This is a genomic window from Pedobacter nanyangensis (assembly GCF_003313505.1).
Classification (GTDB): Bacteria; Bacteroidota; Bacteroidia; order Sphingobacteriales; family Sphingobacteriaceae; genus Pedobacter; species Pedobacter nanyangensis.
In genome coordinates, this window is sequence record NZ_QMHO01000002.1 from 495,043 (window position 1) to 510,770 (window position 15,728).

At 40.2% G+C, this 15,728-nt stretch carries 13 protein-coding genes; 3 read left to right on the forward strand and 10 right to left on the reverse strand.

What is annotated here, in order from left to right; all coding sequences use genetic code 11:
• Positions 1-18: 18 nt before the first annotated feature.
• The 7 genes from ccoS to DUT71_RS05285 form a co-directional block, all read right to left on the reverse strand.
• On the reverse strand, positions 19-198 hold the full coding sequence (ccoS, locus tag DUT71_RS05255; RefSeq protein WP_113661463.1) for a cbb3-type cytochrome oxidase assembly protein CcoS: 180 nt from the start codon (positions 196-198) through the stop codon (positions 19-21).
• A gap of 209 nt (positions 199-407) precedes the next feature.
• Complete coding sequence (locus DUT71_RS05260; RefSeq protein ID WP_113661464.1) at positions 408-2,795, reverse strand: heavy metal translocating P-type ATPase; 2,388 nt, start codon at positions 2,793-2,795, stop codon at positions 408-410.
• A 197-nt stretch (positions 2,796-2,992) separates the two neighbouring features.
• Positions 2,993-4,339 (reverse strand): oxygen-independent coproporphyrinogen III oxidase, encoded by a 1,347-nt coding sequence (hemN, locus tag DUT71_RS05265; protein WP_113661465.1) that lies wholly within the window; start codon positions 4,337-4,339, stop codon positions 2,993-2,995.
• Complete coding sequence (locus DUT71_RS05270) at positions 4,339-4,773, reverse strand: Rossmann-fold NAD(P)-binding domain-containing protein (RefSeq protein ID WP_113661466.1); 435 nt, start codon at positions 4,771-4,773, stop codon at positions 4,339-4,341. The genes hemN and DUT71_RS05270 overlap by 1 nt, the downstream gene beginning before the upstream one ends.
• Before the next feature lie 475 nt (positions 4,774-5,248).
• The gene (locus DUT71_RS05275) at positions 5,249-5,803 is read right to left on the reverse strand and encodes a hypothetical protein (protein ID WP_113661467.1); all 555 of its coding nucleotides are present in this window, start codon (positions 5,801-5,803) and stop codon (positions 5,249-5,251) included.
• A gap of 80 nt (positions 5,804-5,883) precedes the next feature.
• On the reverse strand, positions 5,884-6,372 hold the full coding sequence (locus DUT71_RS05280; RefSeq protein ID WP_113661468.1) for a hypothetical protein: 489 nt from the start codon (positions 6,370-6,372) through the stop codon (positions 5,884-5,886).
• 1 nt (position 6,373) lies between these two features.
• Positions 6,374-7,744, reverse strand: a complete 1,371-nt coding sequence (locus DUT71_RS05285; protein WP_113661469.1) for a DUF3696 domain-containing protein — start codon at positions 7,742-7,744, stop codon at positions 6,374-6,376.
• A gap of 705 nt (positions 7,745-8,449) precedes the next feature.
• On the opposite strand from DUT71_RS05285, the gene DUT71_RS05290 reads away from it, so the two are divergent.
• Genes DUT71_RS05290 through DUT71_RS05300 form a run of 3 tightly spaced genes read left to right on the forward strand, consistent with a single transcriptional unit; the run spans position 8,450 to position 10,371 of the window.
• Positions 8,450-9,079: a DUF4142 domain-containing protein gene (locus DUT71_RS05290; protein ID WP_113661470.1), complete on the forward strand. Its 630-nt coding sequence runs from the start codon at positions 8,450-8,452 to the stop codon at positions 9,077-9,079.
• 45 nt (positions 9,080-9,124) lie between these two features.
• Complete coding sequence (gene xth, locus DUT71_RS05295; protein ID WP_113661471.1) at positions 9,125-9,901, forward strand: exodeoxyribonuclease III; 777 nt, start codon at positions 9,125-9,127, stop codon at positions 9,899-9,901.
• A 5-nt stretch (positions 9,902-9,906) separates the two neighbouring features.
• A complete protein-coding gene (locus tag DUT71_RS05300) occupies positions 9,907-10,371 on the forward strand; it encodes an NUDIX domain-containing protein (RefSeq protein ID WP_113661638.1) in 465 nt (154 codons plus the stop codon).
• A 374-nt stretch (positions 10,372-10,745) separates the two neighbouring features.
• Here the strand turns inward: DUT71_RS05300 and DUT71_RS05305 are convergent, their stop codons facing one another.
• From DUT71_RS05305 to DUT71_RS05315, 3 genes are all read right to left on the reverse strand, one after another.
• Positions 10,746-11,774 (reverse strand): response regulator, encoded by a 1,029-nt coding sequence (locus DUT71_RS05305; RefSeq protein WP_113661472.1) that lies wholly within the window; start codon positions 11,772-11,774, stop codon positions 10,746-10,748.
• Between the two features lie 272 nt (positions 11,775-12,046).
• On the reverse strand, positions 12,047-13,243 hold the full coding sequence (locus DUT71_RS05310) for a PAS domain-containing sensor histidine kinase (RefSeq protein ID WP_113661473.1): 1,197 nt from the start codon (positions 13,241-13,243) through the stop codon (positions 12,047-12,049).
• Between the two features lie 382 nt (positions 13,244-13,625).
• Complete coding sequence (locus DUT71_RS05315; protein ID WP_317048849.1) at positions 13,626-15,437, reverse strand: hypothetical protein; 1,812 nt, start codon at positions 15,435-15,437, stop codon at positions 13,626-13,628.
• Positions 15,438-15,728: the final 291 nt, after the last annotated feature.

Genomic DNA, 15,728 nt, shown 5'->3' on the forward strand with positions numbered 1-15,728 from the left:
TGTGGCTCTTGACGAGCATTAGTCGGAAATATGATCTTGGTCACTTTTCTCGTCCTGCACCTCATCATCAAAGAGAATACGCACACTTGGGGTATAAACATCATCGTGCTGGCCGTTTTTTAGCGCCCAAAAGAAAGCTCCTAGAAAGATTAATGCGACGAGTACGCTACAGCCAATTAAGAAATATAGGATGGTCATGTTTTTAGTGGTTAGTTGTTAGTGGTTAGTGGTTAGTGGTTAGTAGCTAGTGGTTAGTAGTTAATTAATTTCCCCGCAGATTTCGCTGATGTTCCCGCTGATTAGAATTAGCTTATTATCAAATCATCTTATCAGCCAATTAATTTCCCGCAGATTTCGCTGATGTTCCCGCTGATTTTGTGTTTCTGCATTACTAACCATCTAACCAACTACTTCAGCCTATTCTTCCTTGCGAAATACCTGGTGGCTAAGCTGGTGAAACTGATAATGGTAATGGTACTGATGGGCATTAAAACTGCTGCGACCAAAGGATATAGAGTACCTTGAACGGCATAGTACACTCCTATTAGGTTATAGGCTGTGGCAATGGCAAAGCTAATTTTGATGGTCTTTAGCCCGTCGCGGCTTAGCTGAATAAACTTAGGCAGTAAACCCATGGCAGTCCCCTGCATAATGGCATCACAACCTGGGGTAAAATTGTTGATGTTGTCTGTAATGGCAATGCCGAAATTAGCCTGTTTTAAAGCACCTGCATCATTCAAGCCATCTCCCAACATCATTACCTGTTTGTTACGGGCTTGCAATGCTTTAATCTCCTCTAGTTTCTGATGTGGACTTTGGTTGAATAACAAAGGTGTGGAAGGTTTAAATACCGATTTTAGCAACTGCTCATCTTTATTGGTATCACCAGAAAGCACTTTTAGGTCAAAATCATCATCCAGTTCATTGATCAAGGGCGCTATTCCCTCTCTCCACTGCTGATCTACCGTAAAACAGCCTTTATATTCCTCGTCGATGACGATGTGAACGCCGCCATTATCTTTAGCGGGCACGTCAAAAGGCAAGGCACGTTTGCTACCTGCATAAATCATCCTGCCGTTTACCACGCCCATGATGCCTTTGCCCAGCACTTCATTGTATTTGGCAATGGCATAAATTTTACTGGGGTTAAGTACTTTAAGCACCTGCCTACTCAGTGGATGTGAAGAATTGTACAGCAACGAAGCCACCAACAACTTCTCTCCTGCGGATAAACTGCCTTCAAACCTAATTTCCGATTGATGCGTACTGGTCAAAGTACCTGTTTTATCAAACACAATGGTATCAATAGCAGCCAATTGCTCCAGCGCATCGGTATTTTTTACATAGAAGCCCTTTTTATCGAATACGGAAAGAATAGCCGATAAGGTAAAAGGCGTACTTAAAGCCAACACGCATGGGCAGGCCACAATGACCACTGCGGTAAATGCCGACCAAGCCTTGGTGCTATCATTTTGCCATAGCCAATAGCCTGTGGCCGCAAATGCGATTACAAACACGCCGATACTGAAATATTTGGCAATGCTATCGTTAAAGTTCTGTTTCCTGACATCACTCTTGTAAAACTCCTTGTTCCATAAACCTGTTAAGTAACTTTGCGAAGCCGGTTTAACGACTTCAAGCTCTATCGCTTCGCCCATCTGTCTGCCCCCAGCATACACAATTTCACCCAAAACCTTCTGCTGTGGTTCGGCTTCGCCAGTTACAAAACTCATGTCCAGCCAAGCATCCCCCTTCATTAAGATGGCATCGGCGGGCACTAATTCGCCATTGCGTATCAATAGTCGATCCCCAACGACTATTTCGCCTATGGCTACCGGTTTTTCCCGGCTATCTTTAAGGGTAGTAATGGCAATGGGGAAATACGAACGGTAATCCCTATCAAAGGAAATATGGTGGTAGGTGCGTTGTTTTACCCATTTCCCCATCAACAGGAGAAACACCAATCCCGTGAGGGTATCTCCAAAACCTGGCCCTGTATTAAATATCGTTGAAATAGCAGTACGGATAAAAAGTACTGCTATGATGAGCGCTAGAGGCGTATCTAGATTGACAAATTTCTGTTTTAAACTGGCGATGGCCGAAGTAAAGTAATCTCTGGCGCAGTAAAAGGTTACCGGCACACAAAAAGCCAAATTTAGCCAGGCAAATAAGTATTGAAATTCTTTTTCTAAGGCTGATAAACCGAAATACTCTGGAAAGCTGAACAGCATGACATTGCCCATGCAAAAGCCTGCAATGGCTATTTTCCAGATGAGCTGCTTGTTTACCGAATTGCTTTTCTCTTTCACTACATCCTGCAAACTGATCAAAGGCTCGTAGCCGATCTGGTTCAGCACTTCTACCACCTTACGTAACGACACCTGTTCATGTTTATAGCTGATGGTGACTTCTTTCTTTAAAAAATCGATACGTGAACTGAAAATAGCAGGATTGATTTTATACAAATGCTCCAACAACCAAATGCACGAACTACAGTGGATAGCCGGGATATAAAAAGTAACAATGGTATTTTCTTTGTCTTTGTAATTGATGAGTTGGGCAATAATGCTTGGCTCGTCCAGATATTCGTAATGCCCTTCTTCCTTTATCCGTTGCCCAGGTGTATCGTTATAAGCATAGTAATTGCACATGTTGTTTTCAGATAAAATCTGATAAACGCTCTGGCAGCCTATACAGCAAAAGTCTTTATCGTCGTGGCTTAGCTTCACTGCAGGCAATTGATCACCACAATGGTAACATACTGAACTTTGGTGGGTAAGGGTTGAATTGCTCATGATTGGGTTCTTTCTAATTGACTAAACTTTACTTTCCAACAGACCCTGAAATAAATTCAGGGTGACGGTAAACGGCGGTCCCTAATGCTGAACTTGTTTTACTTCGTAGCTTTTCGTTTCACTACAGGTCAGCATCGGCTTATAGGTTTTATTTCATACGCTATGTGCCTATGTGATTCATTATTTTATTCTGCTTTTTAAATAGCTGCGCTAAACAATTTCGTTTGTGGTTGCTTTTGCCATAGCCTGTCGTCAAAAGCCATACAAGTGTTTCGCAAAAACGATCGGCCCACAGGCAATATCTTTACCTCTTTGTTCCTTACAACCACTAGCCTATCGGCAATCATGGGCTGTAAACGCTGCATCACTTCAGCTGGCACCTCGGTATCAAAGCAAGTACTGTTTTGGCACATCAGGTTTAAAATATGTTGTCGAATACGTAAATCCTCCGTATCCAGTAAATGTCCTTTTTGTACGCTCAAGTTTCCTTCCTGGATATGCTGTTTATACTCCTCTACCGTTTTGGCGTTTTGTGCAAAGGCAGTTCCACAATCACTGATGGACGATACCCCAAGACCCAGCAAAATCTGTGTATGCTGATCGGTATAGCCCATAAAGTTGCGGTGTAACTTGTTTTGCTGATAAGCCACATACAAACTATCGGTGGCTAATGCAAAATGATCCATGCCAATTTCTTCATAACCAGCCTCCATTAACATTTCCCTTCCTTTTTGGTACAGGGCAAACTTTTCATCGCCTTGCGGGATATCTGCTTCGGTAAAGTGACGTTGTCCGGCTTTGATCCAAGGCACATGCGCATAGCTATAAAAAGCAATCCGATCTGGCTTTAGCCTAATCACCTCAGCAATGGTTTCGGTAAGTCCTTCCATGTGCTGACCGGGCAAGCCGTAAATCAAATCGTAGTTAATGGATTGGTAACCGATGTTTCTGGCCAGCTCGGTAATGTGTTTTACCTGTGCAGGAGTTTGGTAGCGGTTAATCATGAACTGCACTTTGGGATCAAAATCCTGGATGCCAAAACTTACCCGCTTAAATCCCAAGTCGTATAAAGTCTGTAGGTGTTCGGCAGTGGTATTATCCGGATGTCCTTCAAAAGAACAAGCCGCTGTAGGTTCAAATTGCGCCGCACCGGCGATGCTTTGTAGCAACTGTTTCAGGTTAGCCGCACTAAAAAAGGTTGGTGTGCCGCCGCCTAAATGGATTTCCTTGATTTTTGGACGCCCGCCCAATAAGCCCACATACATTTCCCATTCCTTCAACAAGGCATCAATATAAGGTAGCTCTACGCCGTGGTTTTTAGTGATACGGGTGTTACAACCACAATAAGTGCACAAGCTCTCGCAAAAAGGTAAATGAATATAAAGGCTAATACCCTCGTCTTTATGCTCGGTATAGGCAGTCAACAACCTCGATTTCCATTGTGTTTCATCGAAATGCTGGTTATCCCAATAAGGCACTGTAGGGTAACTGGTGTACCTTGGAGCGGCAATATTGTACTTGCGTAAAAGTTCGGCGGTTTCCATTAGTGCTCCTTTTCTTTGAGTGAAGCGCCGCAATCATTAGGACAGCAACAGGCTTTACCTACGCATTTGCCAGCTGCCCAATTATCTAAATTTCTAATGACCTGCTGCATACGGGACATGGCAAAATCTTCGCCCTCTTTAAAAGGTACATTGGCAATTTTAAGCCCCGCTTTTCCCGCTGCAACAAGGTTAATGTGCTTGGTTTCAAAGGATGATGTGGCGATGTACTTAATGCCCAAAGCCCCTAAACCCATAATCAGTGCTTCATCCAACGGATCTTCGTTAAACACAATTAATACTTCCTTACCTTGTGCAAAAGGTAAGGTTTCGCCGCTTAAGCTGTTGGCAATAATGGTGATATCATGTTTTTTGTGGTTAGCCAACACCAGGCACTCTTTTTCTTCAGGTTTAATATTATAGGCAATAGCTTTCATCCGTTCTAATTATCTAGATACAAAACTAGCTAGCCACCAAGCCATGGGAGTTGAGCGTGGTTATCAGAAAAAGTGATATTCGTCATAAATTAGGAATTAGTGAGTAGTGGTTAGGAATTAGGAGTTAGGAGTTAGGAGTTAGTCCCTACCGTTCGGGATTAGTAGTTAGTATTTAGATGGGTGGTATCCAAAATTCCCCTCTTTTAGCGGGGTGCCCAACGGGCGGGGTGTTTTTTGATTAGGAGCTAGGTACCAGTGGTTAATGGCTTGTGGTTAGCTGCGTCCATTCGCCCTTTTGTCATTCTGAGAGTGGCCCTGTCCCGACTATTCGGGAGAATGATCCCTGAGCTTAATGCTATTGATTGAGTTTCGGTTATTCGGTTAATTGTTTAATTGTTACTATGAACGTGAATACGTCATTATGCCAACTGAATTGTAAATGGGTTATTCGGTTAATTGGTTAACTGGTTAATTGTTACCTCAAACGTCGTACATACTTAAACCCTGCGTAATACAGTTGAGCAAAGCAAATAAACATCCCCAGCTTAAGTAATAATCCTCCACCCATACTTAAAATATCTTCCGAAAGGCTAACCCTAATCAGTCCGCCATAGTTAACCCTAAACAAAAAGATCACCAGCTCCACGGGAACCAGCAATAACAAACCAATTAATACCCTTAACCATGGGTGATACTTAAACTTTGGTAACCTTAACAACTGCGTAGCGCCTATCCATAGCACAATTTGCAACCAAAAGCTCCACCAATACTTGCCAAACATTCTATTGAGGATAGCAGCACTATCTGGTTCTTGGTGGGTCATCAATGTCCCAACAATAAGGATGATCCACAAGCACAAATAAACTATTCCTAAAGAGATGGTAAAACTACAAAATAGCCTATTGTACAAACGCTTTTCGGCTCTTTTGGGTAATAGTACTCCCAAGGGATATAAAATAGAGATGAAGCCAAAAATGGTAAATAAGTCTTTTTGGATGACTAAGAGGATGTTGTTGATGATTTCGAGCATTAAAAAATAACATTCTAAAAATCGATAATATTCAATATTGTACTAATTAAGGGTCACAAAAAATCTATAAAAGCTAATGTTTATTCGTATCCAATTTTTTCTGGTCTATCTGATACTTCTATATTATAATTTGGAAAACTTTTTAAATCAATAGTTAAGTTTTCATCATATGTTAAAGCTTTTTTCCTATTAGATTGAATTATGGTACATATATGACAATGATCTTCTTCATTGGATAAAATATTACGCAAAATTTTTTTCGAAAATAATTGACTTTTCAATTCACCTATTAAACTATTATTGTGTTTTATTAATCGTCCTTGTCGAGTCAACAATGCAATTATCATTGGCATTGAAGTGGAATGAAAACAATTATAAGATGAGCGTAGATATTCAGTAAGAAGTTTCTGATTAACCACCAAATGTGCAAAGTCTTTTTTTTTATCAGGTTCAACAGCTACAATACTTTCGTCGTAATTAATTATCCATTCAATTAACTTTTTATATTCATTGTCGAGAGGATTTGAAAAGTTTTTTGCGACATTATTATCAATAAATATATCTTTCATATCACTGGGCTTTAATTGCGATATTCATAACATCTAACATATAAGTATCAAAGAAACTAGCTGGAGCATTTTTTATCTGGCCACTTTTCAATAAAGAAATTTGATATTTTTTAGCACTACTGCCGTTGTTTTCTATATATAGGCAACTTATTTCGTCTTCTAGAATTTTTTCTTCACAAATAGCCAATCTAAGTCTATTAATTAAATATTCACTATGAGTTTCAATTATGTAATATTTATTTTCACGCTTTATACTACTAACAATATAATCAGCGAAATGAGCTTGTATCTTTGGATGTAAATGTATTTCAGGTTGAGCAATAAATAAAGTTGAGCCCTTACTCAATTGCAAGTCAGCAACTATAATTGGTAAAAATTGACTAATGCCAAAACCAACATCAGTAATGGACGACCAAACACCATTCTTCTTATTTTTAACTAAAATTTCATATCTACCTCCAGTCATTCTTTTTGATTTTATTTCTTCTAGAAGACCTAATTCTTTAAGTATATCACACAATTTTTTATACTTAGGACTTTTCGACGTTTCCCAAGCTATGATTTGATCTTCATAGTTCTCTCCAAATTTTCCGACTTTTAAATCAACTTTTGAAGTCTCATAATAAGTTCTCTCGGGAAATAGCCTAAAAGAACTTATATAATTTATATTATCATCATATCTATTGAATACTCTGGATATACCTTGAATGATACTCTCAAGATAAAAATTCCCCTTTTCTCGTATAGTTGCGTTAAGCTCTGAGATATTTTCGAATTTAAAATCTATTTTTCTTTTAACATGGCTAAATTTGGATATCTTTGAAAGAGTTCTATTTTGTTTCTCTTGAACATCAACATTTTCCTGCTTTGAAACTTCTTTTATAATATTATCAATACTCTCCAATATTTTTGAATACATTTTGGGCGATCTAAATTCTCTATTGGGATCTTTATCTATAAAATACTCGAAACTTAAGTCATATTTTCTAACTTTCTCAAGTTTTAGAGTATAGTAATCTGTAGTAGCTAATAAACTTTGAAGTACAGGTAATTCACGAACTTTATCAACAACCCAAGTAGTAGAAATTTTTTCTCTACAATCACTATCATTTTGATATTCAAACTCTAGAGTTATAACATTCTCCCTTTTATGACTATGTACAATCTCCGTGAAATCTCCCATATTAACATACTTACCATTAGGAGAAAATTGAAAAGGAAACTCTCTAGACTGCACGGCGCTTAGAATACTATAGAGAAAAGAGCTTTTACCACTACTATTTGCTCCAGTCAATAAGGTAATTTTTGATAGCTGAACTTCTAATTCATCATAACATTTAAAATTTCTTACCCTTATTTTTTCAATATTCATATTTTATGATTTTTTTCGCAACGAATATAAACAAACTAATATTTCTAGAGATTTTAATAAATCAAATATTCTTTTTAATAGGTTTAGTTCTAGGAAAGCTAACTGGATTATTAAATTACGATACCTACAATTCCATTTGAACTAAACCTATTATTTTTTCTTGATAACACAAAGATTACAGAGCTAAGATTTATTTAGATAACGCAATATAAATGAAGCATTTGAAACTTACAATCATCTACAAATAAAAAGGTCCGCCCTTTAAAATATGCTGATGCAACTCCAGTAATGTATCCTTGTACCATTTATCTGCATTTTGAAAATCATTTCTTCTGGTAATTTTCCCTAAAGGCGATTCCAAGAAAAAAGTAGCACAGGGCCTTACTTAGTGGTTGGTGGTTGGTAGTTAGTATTTAGAATAAGGAGCAAGGAGCAAGGAGCAAGGAGTAAAGAGCAGGGACATAGGGGTTTAGTTGAATCTTTCTAAAAACAACAAATCACTGTAAATAAATTAGTTGAAAAGGAATAAACAAATGAACTAATTCCCTAGCCCCCATACCCAATGAACCAACAAGCAAGTGAACTAATGAACTAATTAAAAAGGCTTGCTTTAAAATTACCACATACAAGCGGATATGAGCTAATTCCTAATAAACTAATGAACTAATTAAACAAACAACTCCCCTCCTCAACCGTTTTAACCATATGAAAAATATCAGCACCTTAAGCGTAGCTCTTGGCCTTAGCCTAACATTGGCCTGTAATTCGGCAGAGCGAGAACATAGAGATGGCCCCGTGGGCCCAAGCGATTCTGTGATTGATGCCACCACCAAGGCGCATATCAGTACGGCCGATGTAAATGTAGATGGCGCTGAAAAAGCATTCATCATCTCCATATATTCCCAAAGTTTATACACCACTGAACTGGCCACCATTGCCGCTAAAAGTCAGATGCCCGCATTGCGCAGCCTTGCAAAGGACATTACGCCAAGCTACCAAAAGCTAATGGCCGATATGGAAAAAATAGCCAAGGGAAAAGGCATGCTCCTTGAAAGAAATCTTTCTGAATCGCAACAAAAAGAATTGGACGCCATTAAGGAACTGGCCTCCCCAACACTAGATCAGCAAGTGCTGCAAAAGTTACAAACCTTGCAGGCCGCTTTTACCAATTTGTTTAAAGAGAGACAAAACCTGTACAATTCCGATTTAAAGCAGTATGCCGGCAACGCCCTTAAAGTGATCCAACAACAGCAAGCGCCAACCGCCAAACTTATGAAGCTGGTGAACGAAACAGGCTCGCAAAGTACCCGGCCAGGTGAAGTAGCCACGCCATAAAAGCTTATCTTTAGCTTTACAAACAACCTTAACCCATTACCAACAATGAAAATAGCCACCTATAACGTAAACGGCATCAACGGCCGACTTCCGGTACTATTACGCTGGTTACAGGAAGCACAGCCTGATATTGTTTGTTTGCAAGAACTGAAAGCCCCGCAAGAGAAATTTCCGCTACAGGCCATTGAAGATGCAGGATACCACGCGATATGGTACGGGCAAAAAAGCTGGAATGGCGTTGCTGTGCTCTCCAAAGACCCTAACATGAAAGAAATTAGTTCTGGATTGGCTGGAGACGATGAAGATTTACAGCGTAGGTATTTAGAAGTTTTTGTACATGAGCTATTGATCTGTTGCCTATACTTGCCTAACGGCAACCCTGCACCCGGACCAAAATTTGATTATAAGCTCCAATGGTTTACCAGACTGCAACAACAGTCGAAAATACTGCTGACCAAACAGCTCCCTGCATTACTCATTGGCGACTTTAATGTGATGCCCACCGAGTTAGATGTTTATAAGCCTGAACGATGGGTTGACGATGCGTTGTTTAGACCCGAAACACGTGCTGCTTTTCAGGAGTTGCTTAACCAAGGTTGGACAGATGCCATTAGAACCTTATATCCCGGTGAAAAAATCTATACCTTTTGGGATTACTTTAGAAATGCCTATGGCCGAGATGCTGGACTTCGTATAGATCATTTCCTGTTGAGCCCAGCGGTTAAGCAGCGTTTACAAGCAGGTGGTGTAGACCGCCATGTGCGTGGTTGGGAAAAAACCAGCGACCACGCCCCTGTATGGATTACCCTGGAAGACCACTGACCGTTATGAAAACCAGCGCAGGCATTCTTTTATACCGTTTTCACCAGCAACAGCTCCAGGTATTCTTGGTGCATCCTGGGGGTCCGTTTTGGAAAAATAAAGACCTGGGCGCATGGTCAATTCCTAAAGGCGAATACAGCCCTGACGAAGATCCCCTAGTTACCGCAAAAAGAGAATTTAAGGAAGAAACCGGTCAATCTATTGCGGGCGAATTTCAGCCCCTGGGACAAGTCGAACAAAAAGGTGGCAAGCGCATTACCGCATGGGCGGTACAAGGCGATATAGATGCCAGCAAAATTACCAGCAACTTCATTAGCATCCCTTGGCCACCCCGCACCAATAAATTTATAGAAATTCCAGAAGTAGACAAAGGTGAATGGTTTGACGCCGCCACCGCCCTCACTAAAATTAATCCAGCCCAAGCTGCTTTTATCTATCAATTGGCAACTATTACAGGGTTTTTAATGTAGTTAAGGAGTAAGGAATAAGGAATAAGGAGTAAGGAATAAGGAATAAGGAGTAAGGAGTAAGGAACAAGGAGCAAAGTTTAGGAGTGGAATGGAATAGTTAATCTGCAATAATTAAATAAGCATAGTACAAAGATCTCTCCGTTTCGGTCGAGATGACGGTGTAGGAAAGGAATGAGCTAATAAACTAATGAACCAGTGAACTAATGAACCAGTGAACCAATAAAGAAACACCCCGCCCTTTGGGCACCCCTCTAAAAGAGGGGAATTTGGAACTGCTCATCTAAATACTAACTACTAATATCTAACTACTAAATACTAATATCTAACTACTAAATACTAATATCTAAATACTAAATACTAACTACTCCCCCTAGCTATTGCTTAATCTGGCTCAAACGCTCTATAGATACCACATAAATGGCATTACCATGCTTTTCAATCAACTTTTCCTCTTTAAAATCAGCGAGCATGCGACTTACCGTTTCGCTGGCAGTGCCTACAAAAGCCGCTAAATCATCACGGGAGATTTTCAACGTACAAGTATCCTCATTCGCTTTAGCAAACTTTCTCGACAGTTGAACCAAAGCCTCGGCAACGCGTTTACGTACCGAGAAGTAAGCTAATTTCAGCATTTGCTCTTCCTTAAAACGGATATTTCCAGACAACAGTTCAATAAAAGCTGTAGCCATTTCCTGATGGTTAAACAAGGCATCCATGAAATCGGCTTTGGGAATCAACAACAGCTCTGTATCCGTTAAAGTAGCCGCATTATCGGCATAGCTTACTCCACAGCATAAACTCTCGTAACCGAAAAAATCGCCATCCTTATAAATATTCGACGAAAGTTCCCTGCCATCCTTAAAGCGCTTATAGGTTTTCACCTGACCACTTTTAATCAAATACAAATAGTTAGGCTCATCGTTTTCTACATAAATTACCTGTTTACTGGCAAAGCTCCTGCCCTTTCCCTTTTGCTTCAGCTCAGCAAAAATAGTTTGCAGATCCTTCGGTGCCGACTTAAAACCAACAGATTGAGTTTTCTTTTTAAGACGACTTTCAATCGCATTAAATAACTCCAAATCATCAAAAGGCTTGGTCAGATAATCATCTGCACCCATTTCCATGCCTTTGCGCATGTCGGCCCTTTCAGCCTTTGCTGTCATGAAAATAAAGGGAATACTGGCCAGTTTAGGGTTTTTGCTCAGCAGGTACAATACGCCATAGCCATCCAGTTCGGGCATCATAATATCGCACAGGATAATGTCTGGCGAGGAACTGAGGGCCATTTCTACCCCTAGTTTACCATTCTTGGCCGATAGCGCTTCATAACCTGCCAAGGTCAATACTTCTACCGTACCTTCTCTAATGTCGTCGTTGTCTTCTATTACCAGTACCTTCTTCATGATCTATTATTTATGTTGATGAAACAGCAAATTTCATTTTATTTATCACCAATTGCCTTTGACTTATCGCTAGGCATCATATCAAGCCTCAGCATCGCCTCTACGTTACCTTAAACCCCGACCTTGGCTTTTGCGGATACCACAACAAAAGCCTTAGCAGCTCCTTGAATAGCAAAAGACGCAGTCGGCGACTTTTCCTCCCTTTTGGTCGCTCAAAAGGGAGTGCCTATGCCCGGCATAAGGGCAGGAAAGCCTAAAGCCTAGGGCAAAAACTACTTCTCCTTTTCAAAAGAGAACTTTAGCGTAAACGTTGTCCCTTTATTTTGCTCTGTTTGACAAACCACTGTACCATTCATTAACCCTACATATCGTTTTACGATATTAAGCCCTAAACCCGTACCCGGAATATCGCCCGTATTATGTGCCCTAAAAAAGGGTTCAAATAAATTGATTTTATCCACTTCCGGAATACCAATTCCATTATCCTTAACCTCTACAATCAGCTCATTCTGTTTTAAAACCGTATTAAACTGGATCATGGTATTTTCGCCCGAATACTTAATAGCATTCGAAATCAGGTTAATGATACAATTTTTTAACAGGTTATGGTCTAAAAACACCTGCGCACTGGTACCCGTGTGTTCATACACAATCAACTGGTTTTGTTTACTGATCAACTGCATTTCCTCCACAATCTCTTCTGCAAAGGAAATAATATCAAACCAATTGGCCCTAGGCTCAACCTTGCCCGCTTCCAGTTTTTCAAGAGATAGAAAATCGTTAAGGATGGTGGTCAGGTTGTTAATGGCATTTTTAATCTTCGAGGTATGCTTTTCTACATTAGCCTCATCATGTTTAGAGCTGTATTTATCAATCAGCGAAGCTGAAAGTTGAATAGAACTTAAAGGTGTTCTAAACTCATGGGAAGCCATCGATACAAATCTGGTTTTTAACTGGTTAAGCTCCTTTTCTTTCTCAAAAAGTGCACTTACATGCTCTTTGGCAGTTTCCAGTTCGTTAATGGAACGGATAAGGTCCTGTGTACGCTCCTTGATTTTCTGTTCCAGTTCTTCGGTATAGCTTTTGATCTTGAGTTCATCTTCTTTCTGTCTGCTTAAATCGTGGATGAAACCCGTAAAAATGCGTCGATCAGAGAACTTTACTTCACTTACGCCTAACCTGAAAGGAAATTTAGAACCATCCTTACGTTGGCCTTGCACCTCCCTACCTATCCCAATGATATGACGTTCTCCTGTTTGGCGGTAATTGGCAATGTACTGATCGTGCCTTGCCTGATCGGGTTGAGGCATCAATACTGACACATTTTTCCCAATCAGCTCGCTACGCTCATAGCCAAATAACATAAGTGCCGAAGGATTAATATGCTCAATCACCCCAAACTCGTCAATGGTAATGATCCCATCAATAGCATTCTCGATAATCGCATTTAACAACTTGGCTCTTTCCATGTATTTAATTCAAAAGGTTGTTCAAAGTTAAAATTTTTAGGGATTAGTGGTTAGTACTTGGAATAAGGAGCAAGGAGTAAGGAAAAAAGACTGGGTGTTTCTTACTAGTTCATTGGTTCACTAGTTCATTAGTAAATTAAGGTGTAAAATGGGTTATTCGTTTAATTGTTTCTTTTGCATTGTCTCATATCCCCCTCTCCGAGGGGGCAAGGGGGAGGAAAGTATTTATCAGTTTTAATTCTCCCTCTTAATCTCCCTCCAAAGGGACAGATTGTTCAATGCTTTTGATCCCCATCATCTTATTATCAAATCATCCCATTAGCTAATCACCAACTAAGTCTTTACTCCTTGTTCCTTATTCCTTGCTCTTTACTCCTTGCTCCTAATTAAAAACCACCTTCTCCAACCGTTCCTCTGATAAACGAAGCTCATTTAACACCTTCACATTAGCCAGTTCGGCAAATAAACCTTTATAGTAGTTGATCCCCTTATGTAACTGATCCTTAAAGCCATCCAAGTGTTTCTTCTTCTTCTCGCTAATATCCTCCCAATAGCGTTGAATCTCCGCTTGCAGGTAATCAATGTACAGGTTCAGCTCGTTTACAAATACATGCGGTCGTTGTACTTTTTCCAACAGGTTAATGCCGCCATAAATGTGTTTTACCATTTCATCCAACGAGTAAACCTGATTAAAAAACGCCAAGTTAGGTCCAGGGCAAATCGCTACCGCTTTGCTTTCCTTTGCCTTTAGCATATTGGTTTTGATATAGGTAGAAGTACACAAACCTTCGCACAAGCACACTTTTTCGGTAATGCGCTCGTAGGCCTTTTGGTGAGCTGCTTCATCCAGCTGTTGCGCAGCCAACTCCTTTAATTTCAGCTTTTGGTACTTACTGGAGGCCGTGCAAATGGGTTCCTTGGTAAACTCGGTATTGGTACACAAATATTTCTTGGTACACGGACTTCCAGGTTTTCCAGCCGCAATACGATCCAAACGTTGTTGCTCGGCGCTGCTATATTTGAAATTGTTAAACAGTACCCCCAACGGCGATGAATTGCTTAAATAGTAATCCTGCTGCTCTGCCTGGGCCAACTGCTGCAAGGTTTGTTCATCTACATTGGTGACCTCCGGCACCAGTAAAAACGGACTGCCCCAGCCTGTAGCATCTAGGCGATAATACTTGAGCAGAAATTCGTTCTCCTGTGCTGTGCCAATGCCGCCCTGCACGGTAATGCGCTGTTTGGGCATTTGAGCAATGCTGATATTCTTTTGCTGCAAGGCCTTAAGGTACAGCGTTTCCAATTCCAGCAACATTAAAGCACGACTTTGTTTAAACTCTTCTAAAATAGGCCCCAGCAAAAAGCCATCCGTAGCAAAGGCATGTCCACCACAGTTTAAACCTGATTCGATCCTAAATTCTGATACCCATAATCCTTTCTTTGCCAAAAACTTTGCTTGGATCAATGCCGAGCGATAGTCGCTAACCTTTAGGATAATACGCTTGTCCAAATCCCCCGCTTCACTGGGTTTAAAACACTCAAATTGCTCAATATAACTGTACAACCGGGGGTTCATTCCTGCAGAAAGCACTACAGAAGCTTTTAGTTCACTTTCGGCAAAGGCCTTAAGTGCCGCTAAGGCGTCGGTATTTTCATCGCCCAAGTAGGTACCATCTTTATCAAAGTTCAGCTTATCTACCTTGGCCATAATGTTCACATCGATATTGCCCTTTCTCATGCGCTGACGTAAACGGTCTTGGAAGATTTTCTTTCTTGGTCCTTCGGGATAGTCCATCATGAGTTCATAACCGTGCTTGGTCACCGAACCCTCGGGCAGCAGTTCAAAGTAGCGGCATATATCGCTTCCAGGCACAAAATCCTGCTGCTTAAGTGCCTCAAACTGTTCGTTAACCAATTGGTTAAGTAAGTTCAAATAAGCAGTAATGCGTTGTGCCCTACTATCCTCAACCTTTTTATCAATAGGCCGGTAAGGAATTTGTGCCAACTGTGAATGGTATTTGCGCATGCGCTCGGTAAGTTCATCATCAACTATAGAAACCACAGATGAAATACCATAGCGGGCTACTTTTAACGGAGTATCAATAGAAAAACCTAAGCCTAAAACGGGAATATGAAACTGATGGGGCATAAAATAAAATGGTGCTTTTCCGTCAAAATTATTGACACTGCTCACCTTTTAGCCGGTCACAGGTCACATTAAAAAGTGATTTGTATCATATTTAGGGACTAAGGGTTAGGAATTAGGAGTTAGTGGCTAATTAATTAGCTAATAGGATAATTGGTTAATGAGCTAATTACGTTCCTACATCGTTATCTCAACTACTTTGTTATTCTTCTCCTATTTTGAGCGAAGGATCTATGTAAAATGGATTATTCGGTTAATTGTTTAACTGGTTAATTGTAGCTCAATCCATTCCTATCCCGTCATCCTCACATACGCGGGGATCTTATAGCGTTATAAAAT

Bases quoted from the DNA above. Each gene is read 5' to 3' on its own strand.
- DUT71_RS05300 (WP_113661638.1), top strand. From the start codon at position 9,907: ATGAAAACCAGCGCAGGCATTCTTTTATACCGTTTTCACCAGCAACAG.
- DUT71_RS05275 (WP_113661467.1), bottom strand. From the start codon at position 5,803: ATGCTCGAAATCATCAACAACATCCTCTTAGTCATCCAAAAAGACTTA.
- DUT71_RS05280 (WP_113661468.1), bottom strand. From the start codon at position 6,372: ATGAAAGATATATTTATTGATAATAATGTCGCAAAAAACTTTTCAAAT.
- DUT71_RS05310 (WP_113661473.1), bottom strand. From the start codon at position 13,243: ATGGAAAGAGCCAAGTTGTTAAATGCGATTATCGAGAATGCTATTGAT.
- DUT71_RS05260 (WP_113661464.1), bottom strand. From the start codon at position 2,795: ATGAGCAATTCAACCCTTACCCACCAAAGTTCAGTATGTTACCATTGT.
- DUT71_RS05270 (WP_113661466.1), bottom strand. From the start codon at position 4,773: ATGAAAGCTATTGCCTATAATATTAAACCTGAAGAAAAAGAGTGCCTG.
- DUT71_RS05305 (WP_113661472.1), bottom strand. From the start codon at position 11,774: ATGAAGAAGGTACTGGTAATAGAAGACAACGACGACATTAGAGAAGGT.
- DUT71_RS05290 (WP_113661470.1), top strand. From the start codon at position 8,450: ATGAAAAATATCAGCACCTTAAGCGTAGCTCTTGGCCTTAGCCTAACA.
- DUT71_RS05285 (WP_113661469.1), bottom strand. From the start codon at position 7,744: ATGAATATTGAAAAAATAAGGGTAAGAAATTTTAAATGTTATGATGAA.
- hemN (WP_113661465.1), bottom strand. From the start codon at position 4,339: ATGGAAACCGCCGAACTTTTACGCAAGTACAATATTGCCGCTCCAAGG.
- ccoS (WP_113661463.1), bottom strand. From the start codon at position 198: ATGACCATCCTATATTTCTTAATTGGCTGTAGCGTACTCGTCGCATTA.
- xth (WP_113661471.1), top strand. From the start codon at position 9,125: ATGAAAATAGCCACCTATAACGTAAACGGCATCAACGGCCGACTTCCG.